The sequence below is a fragment of the Martinezella hainanensis genome, assembly GCF_900094555.1.
Taxonomy (GTDB): Bacteria; Pseudomonadota; Alphaproteobacteria; order Rhizobiales; family Rhizobiaceae; genus Rhizobium; species Rhizobium hainanense.
The window spans coordinates 622652-631800 of record NZ_FMAC01000004.1 but is presented as its reverse complement, the minus strand read 5'-3'; the positions used below and the strand labels follow the sequence as shown (position 1 = coordinate 631800).

Annotated in this window: 10 protein-coding genes and 1 tRNA gene; 6 read left to right on the top strand and 5 right to left on the bottom strand. The window is 58.6% G+C overall.

Annotation, left to right across the window (positions count from 1 at the left end):
• Positions 1-99 precede the first annotated feature (99 nt).
• Complete coding sequence (locus GA0061100_RS16650) at positions 100-687, bottom strand: TetR/AcrR family transcriptional regulator (RefSeq protein ID WP_075853785.1); 588 nt, start codon at positions 685-687, stop codon at positions 100-102.
• Between the two features lie 239 nt (positions 688-926).
• Between GA0061100_RS16650 and GA0061100_RS16645 the strand changes: the two genes are divergently transcribed.
• The 3 genes from GA0061100_RS16645 to GA0061100_RS16635 all read left to right on the top strand — a co-directional run bounded on the left by GA0061100_RS16645 (position 927) and on the right by GA0061100_RS16635 (position 3213).
• The gene (locus GA0061100_RS16645; protein ID WP_075853784.1) at positions 927-2225 is read left to right on the top strand and encodes an MFS transporter; all 1299 of its coding nucleotides are present in this window, start codon (positions 927-929) and stop codon (positions 2223-2225) included.
• 144 nt (positions 2226-2369) lie between these two features.
• Positions 2370-2454, top strand: a tRNA-Leu gene (locus GA0061100_RS16640).
• A 375-nt stretch (positions 2455-2829) separates the two neighbouring features.
• Complete coding sequence (locus GA0061100_RS16635; protein ID WP_208621540.1) at positions 2830-3213, top strand: DUF2513 domain-containing protein; 384 nt, start codon at positions 2830-2832, stop codon at positions 3211-3213.
• Positions 3214-3804: 591 nt separating this feature from the next.
• Here the strand turns inward: GA0061100_RS16635 and GA0061100_RS16625 are convergent.
• Positions 3805-4335 (bottom strand): type II toxin-antitoxin system antitoxin SocA domain-containing protein, encoded by a 531-nt coding sequence (locus GA0061100_RS16625; RefSeq protein ID WP_159444787.1) that lies wholly within the window; start codon positions 4333-4335, stop codon positions 3805-3807.
• Positions 4336-4598: 263 nt separating this feature from the next.
• On the opposite strand from GA0061100_RS16625, the gene GA0061100_RS16620 reads away from it, so the two are divergent.
• Together GA0061100_RS16620 and GA0061100_RS16615 are read left to right on the top strand one after the other, a co-directional pair.
• Positions 4599-5192, top strand: coding sequence for a YqaA family protein (locus GA0061100_RS16620; protein ID WP_075853780.1), 594 nt, complete (start codon positions 4599-4601; stop codon positions 5190-5192).
• Positions 5193-5208: 16 nt separating this feature from the next.
• Complete coding sequence (locus GA0061100_RS16615; RefSeq protein WP_075853779.1) at positions 5209-5721, top strand: disulfide bond formation protein B; 513 nt, start codon at positions 5209-5211, stop codon at positions 5719-5721.
• Between the two features lie 253 nt (positions 5722-5974).
• On the opposite strand, the gene GA0061100_RS16610 is transcribed toward GA0061100_RS16615, so the two are convergent.
• On the bottom strand, positions 5975-6532 hold the full coding sequence (locus GA0061100_RS16610) for an HNH endonuclease (RefSeq protein WP_015341304.1): 558 nt from the start codon (positions 6530-6532) through the stop codon (positions 5975-5977).
• Positions 6533-6643: 111 nt separating this feature from the next.
• Complete coding sequence (locus GA0061100_RS16605) at positions 6644-7333, bottom strand: DNA-3-methyladenine glycosylase family protein (RefSeq protein WP_208621539.1); 690 nt, start codon at positions 7331-7333, stop codon at positions 6644-6646.
• On the opposite strand from GA0061100_RS16605, the gene gluQRS reads away from it, so the two are divergent.
• Complete coding sequence (gene gluQRS, locus GA0061100_RS16600; protein ID WP_075853777.1) at positions 7332-8213, top strand: tRNA glutamyl-Q(34) synthetase GluQRS; 882 nt, start codon at positions 7332-7334, stop codon at positions 8211-8213. The genes GA0061100_RS16605 and gluQRS overlap by 2 nt on opposite strands.
• Here gluQRS and GA0061100_RS16595 read toward each other — a convergent pair.
• Positions 8178-9128: a YihY/virulence factor BrkB family protein gene (locus tag GA0061100_RS16595; protein WP_075853776.1), complete on the bottom strand. Its 951-nt coding sequence runs from the start codon at positions 9126-9128 to the stop codon at positions 8178-8180. The genes gluQRS and GA0061100_RS16595 overlap by 36 nt on opposite strands.
• Positions 9129-9149 lie beyond the last annotated feature (21 nt).

The following is a 9149-nucleotide window of genomic DNA, read 5'->3' as shown; positions in this document are numbered from 1 at the left end:
AACACGATATGACAAACTCAGGCTCAACTTCGAAGCTACATGCTACATTGCCGCTCTCGTCACTTGGTGGATCGATTGAGTCTCGAGCCTAGAGCGGGATTAGCCGACGTTTTCACCCGGCAGCGGCGAAAGCTCCTGCCGGGTCGCCGACAGAAACTCCTGCGACAGTTCGGCATTGTCCATCGCCCGCGCCAGGATGACGGCGCCGACCATGGCGGAAAGGCTCGCAAACGCCTTGCGCCGGCGATCCTCCGGCGTCTCGCCGGGAACGATCTCCTCGAGCACTTCGACGAGCCCCATCAAACCGCCCGTGAAGGTGGATTGCATCTTCGGTCCATGGCGGCTGACCTCCTGCGTCAGCGCCGCAAAGACGCAGCCGGTCGCATGCTCCACCACGTTGCGATGCGAGAGATAATGGGCAAGCAGCGCTTCCAGCGGCTGATCGGGCGAACTTGACGCGACCTCCTTCCAGCGCTCCAGCGAGCGCGACACCAAGGCCTTGCTCGCCTCGCAGGCAAGCTCGTCCTTCGAATCGAAATGGCCGTAGAAGCCACCATGCGTCAGCCCCGCCGCCTTCATGATGTCGGCGACGCCGATGCCGTCAAAACCCTTCTCACGAAAGAGCTCGCCCGCCACGGCAAGGATCTTCTCGCGATTCTCGGCGAATTTTTCCCGGCTCACTCTCATCAAAAAACTCCATCAGAGCATCAATAAATCTGTATTGACAATTTATATGATGGCCATCATCAATATGCAACAAATATGATAATGATCATGTAAATGCCTTTACACAAACGTTCAAGCCGGGAGGGCGGCAGGGCGCTATAAGCGGATAAGGTACCCCTGGCCGTCCGCGCTCGAGCGCCTTCGCAAGCTCCACTCGATTTCTGACGCCAAGACACGCAAACTTTATCGGAACGCACCTCATGGTTTCCACTGCCCTTGCTTCGACGCTCGCCCGGCGCAACATCCATTACGGATGGGTCGTCGTCGGCGCCACCTTCCTCACCATGCTGGTCACGGCCGGCGCCATGGGCGCGCCCGGCGTGCTCATCAAGCCGCTGGAGGACGAGTTCGGTTGGAGCACCTCCTCCATTTCGTCCGCCCTTGCCGTCCGCCTTCTGCTGTTCGGCCTGATGGGTCCCTTCGCCGCCGCCTTCATGAACCATTTCGGCGTACGCAAGGTCATCGTCTTCGCGCTGGCGACCATTACCGTCGGCTTCATCGGCTCGCTTTTCATGACTGAGGTCTGGCAGCTGCTTTTGTGCTGGGGCATCATCATCGGCTTCGGCACCGGTCTCACAGCCATGGTGCTCGCTGCGACCGTCTCGACGCGCTGGTTCACCAAGCATCGCGGCCTCGTCATCGGCATGCTCTCGGCAAGCTCGGCGACGGGACAGCTCGTCTTCCTGCCGCTGATGGCGGAGCTGACGACGCGCTATGGGTGGCGCACTACGGTTCTTTTCGTCTGCGGCATGATCGTCGTTGCGGCCCTTATCGTCCTGCTGCTGATGCGCGACCGCCCCTCGGACGTCAACCTGCCGCTGGTCGGCGAGATCCACATCACGCCGCCGCCGGCAGCCACCAGGAACCTGCGGGCCGCGCTCGCTTCGCCGATCGCGATCCTGCGCGAGGTATCGACGACCTCGACCTTCTGGATCCTGTTTGCCACCTTCTTCATCTGCGGTCTGTCGACCAACGGCCTGATCCAGACGCATTTCGTCACGCTCTGCGGCGATTTCGGCATCGTACCTGTCGCGGCCGCCAGCGTGCTCGCCGTCATGGGCATCTTCGATTTCTTCGGCACGATCGGCTCCGGCTGGCTCTCCGACCGCTTCGACAATCGCTGGCTGCTCTTCTGGTATTACGGCCTGCGCGGCCTGTCGCTGGTCTACCTGCCCTTCAGCGATTTCACCTTCTACGGCTTGTCGATCTTCGCCGTCTTCTACGGCCTCGACTGGATCGCCACCGTGCCGCCGACCGTCAAGATCGCCGCCGACCGCTTCGGTCGCGAAAAGGCCGGCCTCGTCTTCGGCTGGGTCTTTGCCGGCCACCAGCTGGGTGCCGCCACCGCCGCCTACGGCGCCGGCCTCACCCGCACGGAGCTGAACACATACCTGCCCGCCTTCTTCGTCGCCGGTGCCTTCTGCCTGCTCGCCGCGATCCTCGCGATCACCCTGCAAAAATCCGGCTCCACCAGCAAAGGCCCGGCCATGGCTCACTGAGCCCCAAACGGCAAAAAGCCCATGGCGTCCACCGACGCCATGGGCCAAACCCCAACCCTGCGGAAACACTCGCAATATCTGCCATCCCCGGCTTGCGCGCCGAGCCGATCACATGCTAGACAGCCGCCTCGTCAGTACCCCGTTGCCCCATTGGCGGAATTGGTAGACGCGCTCGACTCAAAATCGAGTTTCGAAAGAAGTGCTGGTTCGACTCCGGCATGGGGCACCAAAAACTTCAGGCTTGCAGCTGATTTTCCGTGCTATTTTAGTGAAGCACAACCATAGAATCGCCCTTTGCGCCCGCATTTAGTTTGCGCCGGGAGTTGGTTTACCGGCATGCTTCGCTTCAATTGACAGCCTCTGCCCGCCAAGGAAATTTCAGAGATGCGATATTACAAGGGGGCTGCCGTCCGATTTATCAGAACCCGCCAGGTTGCTGCTTATCGCCACTTGGTTGTATTATCTTTCGCCAAGGTTGCGGGCTCTCGACCGACCCATTGGCGCGTCAGGAGCTGCAAGAGAGCTATATGAAGCTTATTCAGAAGCCTACTGCCCAGTGGGGTGATTTGGAACGTCAGTGGGGTCGCCGAAAATGAGACGTGATATGGATCTCATCCGCGAGCTGATGTTGAAGCTCGAAGCGATACCACTGCGCGCTGGCGGTATATTTCATCTTGAACCGGAAGATTCCGAGATTAGCGTGCCGGGTTATGACGCGGATGCGATAGCTTACCACCTGTCGCTGATCAACGATGCAGGTCTGATCGACGACGGCGGGATACGGCCGATGGTCGGGATCGGTTTTCGGGGCTTCACCTGGGAGGGTCACGATTTTATCGATAGCGTGCGCGATCCCGAAATCTGGAAGAGAACGAGTGTTGCGGTCAAAGAGGTTGGCGGCTTCACGCTAGATCTGGTAAAGTCCTTGGCAAAAGGCTTCATTAAGAAGCAAATTGAGCAGCACACAGGGGTGCAGCTAGACCTCTAGTCTCGCACCAGTACATTGAGGTGCACTACCTTTGGACCGGAGTCGAATCAGGTTCACAGAATTCTTCACCGCGCAAATCCGCAACTTCAATACACGCCAATCTTACGCAAAACAGGCAACGGAATTGTTGCGATGGCGCGAATTCAGCTGCATGCGATCGCTTGATGCGACCGCCTCGATCTATGTCGCCGGTTATTGCCAACAAAGTAATTTGAGAAAGAACGAATGAAACTTAGGGCAGGCAGTTACAGATGCGCTGTTTGTCAATGAGAGACGCAAATCTAATGTCCAATGTCTTTCGTTTGATTTCTCGGGAAAGTGAAGCTGAAACGGACCCGATTACACCTAATCTCTTAACTGCCTCGCTCACAATATAATCATCGAGCATTAGAATATCAATGTGAAGAAAACTATCGTGATCAAGCCAAGTATGATGAGGATTCTTTTCTAGCGAAACGCAGGGCTTCAAAAATGACCGCGAGTTTATTCGATAGAAGTACCCATCATCCGGCTGAACACAGACAACCATCTTGGGATGAGGTGGATCTATTAAATTGTCGTAGATCCAAATAACCTCAAGCGGTTTCAGCATTATATCTTCATAAATCTAGCGTTTTCTTCCAGATACTCAACAATTGACGCTTTATCATCCCCCTCGTCAATCATGTCCTCATATCGCATGAGACCCAAGTTTGCCTTTTGCCAATCAGAACCGTGGGTAGCTTCTGTCCGATCGCCAAAATCCATCGAAGTGGATTTTTTGATACCCGCGTCAAGGCATTCTAATTCCGTCTCCGAGAATACGGAAAGGTCCACTTTGCTATCGTTATTCGAGCGCGCAAGTCGGTAGCCACGAAGCTCCCATGGAGTTTTTTCAACTCCGACTTCAGCCAACCAAAGAGCCTCGCCTTTCGCCATCTCGTAAATTTCTAAAGGCACGGGTCCGAACTTCATCGCTCGGTATGTCGCACCAAAAATTGGGCGATACTGTTGATTCAGATGTGTGCTATCTGCGAAATAGCAGGATTTGAGAACGGCATGAAGATCTATCCCTGGATGATCGTTAACCATCCAATTGAGAGCGGCAAAAGCCTTCTGCGGAGAAAATCGAAACCTGATCATTGTCATAACACCAAAGTATATAAACATTTTTCGTTTAAATTCAATGAATTAGATTATTGGAATCTAATCAATGACTTAGGCGTTTCGAGCTTGGATTGCCTGAAACTCTGTGACCAAACTCTTCAACAACCGGGCGAAGTGCAGCGCCAAACCCCACACCATCACGAAAAATTTTGCCTTTCCGCCACTTCCGTCAGTCCCTGACCATTTACAGCCATAATCCTGCCCCCTAAAGGTTTGCAACGCAGCAAAAAGGGGCCCTCATGCTTCGTAGACTTTACGACTGGACCATGTCGCTCGCCGGCCGCAAATCGGCGGAAATCTGGTTGGCGGTGATCGCCTTCGTCGAAAGCTCGATCTTTCTCGTTCCGGCCGACGTGCTTTTCCTGCCGATGTCTCTTGCCAAGCCCGAGCGCGCCTGGCGCTACGCGCTGACGGCGACGGTTGCCTCCGTGCTGGGCGGCATTGCCGGCTGGGCGCTCGGCTATTACGCCTTCGAGACCATCGCCAAGCCGATCCTCGAATTCTACGGCAAGCTCGACGCCTTCAACCAGATGAGCGCCGGCATCACCTATGAATGGGTGCTCCTGCTGCTGGTCACGTCGGGTCTGGCGCATCTGCCGCCGATCAAGGTGGTGACTATCCTGTCCGGCGTCGCCCATATCGATCTCGGCCTGTTCATCATTTCGGCCATCGTCGCCCGCGGCGCGCGCTTCTTCTTCCTGGCCTTCCTGCTGCGCCGCTATGGCGAATCCATTCGTCACTTCATCGAGAAGCGCCTCGGCCAGATCACGATGGCAGCCGCCGCCATCCTCATCGCCCTCTATGCCGTCTTCCATTTTGCCCTGGCGAGCTGACCAAGGAGCCCCCAGCATGCCCACGACTACGCCCTCCCCCCGCGCCGGCCTCGGCTATGGCCTGCTGCTGACGATCGGCATGATCGTCGTCATCGGCTCGGCGCTCGGCTTCCAGTATATCGGCGGCTATATCCCCTGCGCGCTCTGCCTGGAGCAGCGCCAGCCCTACTACTACGGCATCCCCGTCGCCATCATCGCCGTCCTGACGGCGGTTGCCGGCCTGCCCTCGTGGATTACCCGCGGACTGTTGATCATCGCCGGCCTGATGATGCTTGTCGGCGGCGGCATCGGCGTCTACCACGCCGGCGTCGAATGGCATTTCTGGGAAGGCCCGACCACCTGCTCGACATCGGCAAGCAGCGTCACGCAGAACGCCGGCGACCTGCTCGGTCAGCTGAACACCATCAAAGGCCCCTCCTGCACGGAAGCGGCGCTGCGCATCCTCGGCCTGTCGATGGCCGGCTGGAACGTGATCGCCAGCGTGATCCTGGCTGCGATTGCTTTTGTGGGTGCTAAGAAGGCGGGTTGATTGAATTGAAGCCGTCAGGCGAACGAGCGATTGTCGTCGCTGCATGCCTGGCCCCTCACCCCAACCCTCTCCCCGCACATGCAGGGAGAAGGGGGGCTCTACAATGCCCAACGCCGCTTCTGTTCATGTGGTGAGGCCGATTATCTCGCACTGTCGTCCCCTCGCCCCGCTTGCGGGGAGAGGGCTAGGGTGAGGGGCCGTGCATATAGGTGCGGCCAAGCGAAGCTCGCCCGACCTTCTCAGAAAATCAATCTTAAGGCTGCAGTTCGGAATCCCAGTAGAGATAGTCGAGCCAGCTGTCGTGCAGGTAGTTCGGCGGGAACAGGCGGCCGTTGTTGTGCAGGTCCTGCACGGTCGGCTGGTATGGCTTTTGCGCCGGGAACATGCCGGCCTGCTTCGGCAGCTTGCTGCCCTTGCGGAGATTGCACGGCGAACAGGCGGCCACGACGTTCTCCCAGGTCGTCTCGCCGCCATGGGCGCGCGGGATGACGTGGTCGAAGGTCAGGTCGTCATGGGAGCCGCAATACTGGCATTCGAACTTGTCGCGCAGGAAGACGTTGAAGCGGGTAAAGGCGGGATTGCGGGACGGCTGCACATATGTCTTCAGGCATACGACGCTCGGCAGCCGCATCGAGAAGCTCGGTGAGGACACGCACTGATCGTATTCTGCGATGATGTTCACACGGTCAAGAAAAACCGCCTTGATCGCGTCCTGCCAGGACCAGAGCGACAAGGGATAGTAACTCAGCGGTCTGTAGTCGGCGTTCAACACGAGCGCCGGCAAGGACTGCGGTGAGACTGCAATCGTCAAGGAACCCTCCTGATCGATTCGGCATCTGTACCTGTATATTAGGCCGGTTGTTACAGGATTGTGAAGTCCAATAAATTCAGTGCATAAAGGCAATTTCGGGGAGGCCGCGGATTAAACTATAGGCAGCGCATCCCGGCGGGTTTTTACGGCATAATAGGCCCAGAAAAGCCGGGCCGCGACCGAGCGCCAGGGCGCCCAAACCGCGGCTTCCCGGGCAACTGCCTTGGCCAAGGGCCTGACTTCGTGGCCGAAAGCCATGCCGACGGCCGCTTGCAGCGCGACGTCGCCGGCCGGAAACACATCTGCGTGACCGCCGCAGAACATCAGGTAGACCTCGGCCGTCCAAGGGCCGATTCCCTTGATTCCAGTCAGCTCGGCGAGCGCCTTGTCAGGTGATTCGGCGCTGAGCGCATGCAGATCGAGGCTGCCGCCGGCGACAGCTTCGGCCACGCGCGCCAACGTCTCGTGCTTGATTCGCGACAGGCCGAAGGTCCGCCAGGCCTCCGGCTCGAGGCCGACGTAACCCCTAGCGGTCACCTGCCCCATCCCGGCGTTCATCTTCTCCCAGATCGCATCGGCGCTGGCGCGGGAGACGACCTGCGAGACGATGATATGGGCAAGCCCCTCGAAGCCCGGTTCGCGCAGGCGTAGCGGCAAGGTGCCTGCCTCTGCGGCAACGGGCCGCAGGCGCGGATCGAGCTCCAATAGCGCAGCCAGTCCCTGTTCGATATCGCGCTCGTCGCGAATGATCTGCATGGCGTCTCGTAGTCCCCGGTTAAAATTCGTGGCAGAAGAAAGCATGATCGAGATTCCCCGTCAAAAGCCGAAGTTCCGTTTTGCCCCGAGCCCGAACGGTCCGTTGCATCTCGGCCATGCGCTGTCGGCCATCCTCAATCACGACATGGCGCAGAAAAGCGGCGGCGATTTCCTGCTGCGCATCGAAGACATAGATCAGGCGCGCTGCACACCCGATTTCGAAGAGGGCATCTACACCGACCTTTCCTGGCTTGGCCTCAGCTGGCAGGAGCCGGTGCGCCGGCAGTCCGAACATTTTCCGGCCTATCAGGAAGCGTTGCAAAGGCTCATCAAGCGCGGTCTTGTCTATCCCGCCTTCCTGACCCGCGGCGAGGTCAAATCACGCGTCGCTGCTTTCGAGGCAGATGGCAAATCATGGCTACGCGACCCCGACGGCACGCCGCTCTACCCGCCCGACGATCGCGAGCGCAGCGATGCCGAGCGGCAGCGCCTGCTGGCGTCAGGCATGAAACATGCCTGGCGTCTCGACATTGAGAAGGCGCTGAAGACAACGAACGCGCCGCTCCACTGGCAGGAAAGCGGCGACGGCAAAACTGGCACTATCTCTGCCGACCCGGCCGCCTGGGGCGATGTGGTGCTATCGCGCTCGGATGCGCCTTCCAGCTATCATCTTTCCGTTGTCGTCGACGATGCCATACAGGGCATCACCCACATCGTGCGTGGGCTCGACCTTTTCCACGCCACCTCGATCCATCGCCTGCTGCAGACCCTGCTTGCCCTGCCGGAGCCGCTCTATCATCACCATCGCCTCCTCCTCGGCAGCGATGGCAAGAAACTGTCGAAGAGCCTAGGCGACACCGGCATTGCCGAATGGCGCAATCTGGGCCTCTCACCGGCGGAGCTTCGCCGCCGCATCGGTCTCTGATTCGGCCCTTGATTCGGATGATATCTTTTCGGTCGGCACTTCGGCGGACGGACGGCCTGCCGCCTTGCCAAACAGCAAACGTCGCACGCGGAATTTCATCAAGGCTGCATTGATTTCCGCCCCCATGATGAAGATCACGGCAAGCATATAGAGGAAGATCAGCACGATCATCACGGATGCCAGACCGGCATAGGTGGCGGTGTAATTGGCGAAGGTTGAAAGGTAATAGGCAAAAAGCAGCGCGCCGATCGACCAGAAGACCAGCGTCAGGATCACGCCGGGGATGACGTCGAATACCCGCCGGCGCCCGGCCGCGAGCCACAGATGCAGGATCATCAGGCCCGCCAGCAACAGGAAGATCGTGCCGTAGATCCGCCAGCTGAAGACGATATCAAGGATATCGGCAAGTTTCGGCAGCCATTGCCTTGTGTAGTTGAGCGCGAGCGGCACGGCGACGAGCAGGATGCTGAGAATAGCAAAGATCAGCACGGCGATCAGTACATAGCCGAGACTGGCGAGACGGTTGAAATACCAGGGCCGAGTTTCAGGCACGCGATAGGCGCGGTTCAGCGATATACGCAGTGCCTCGACGCCGTTCGAGGCGAAATAGGCGGCCGCAAGCACGGAAATCGTCAAAAGCCCGCCGCGCGGAATGGTCAGCACCTGCACCACCTGATCGGCGAGCGGCTTGGCGATCGCCTCCGGCCAAGTGTCGAAGATCAGATGCACCGCCGTCGACGAAAACTGGCTGGCGCCGAGAAAGCTCGCCAGCGCCGTGCCGAAGATCAGGAAGGGGAAAACCGCCAGCAGCGTCGATAATGCCACATGGCTCGCCATGGCGAACCCGTCATCCTCGACGAAATGGAACACTGCGTCGTAGATCACCTTGTAAATCGTCCGCAGGGCTGTCGGCATTCCATCTCCGCTTGACGTCGG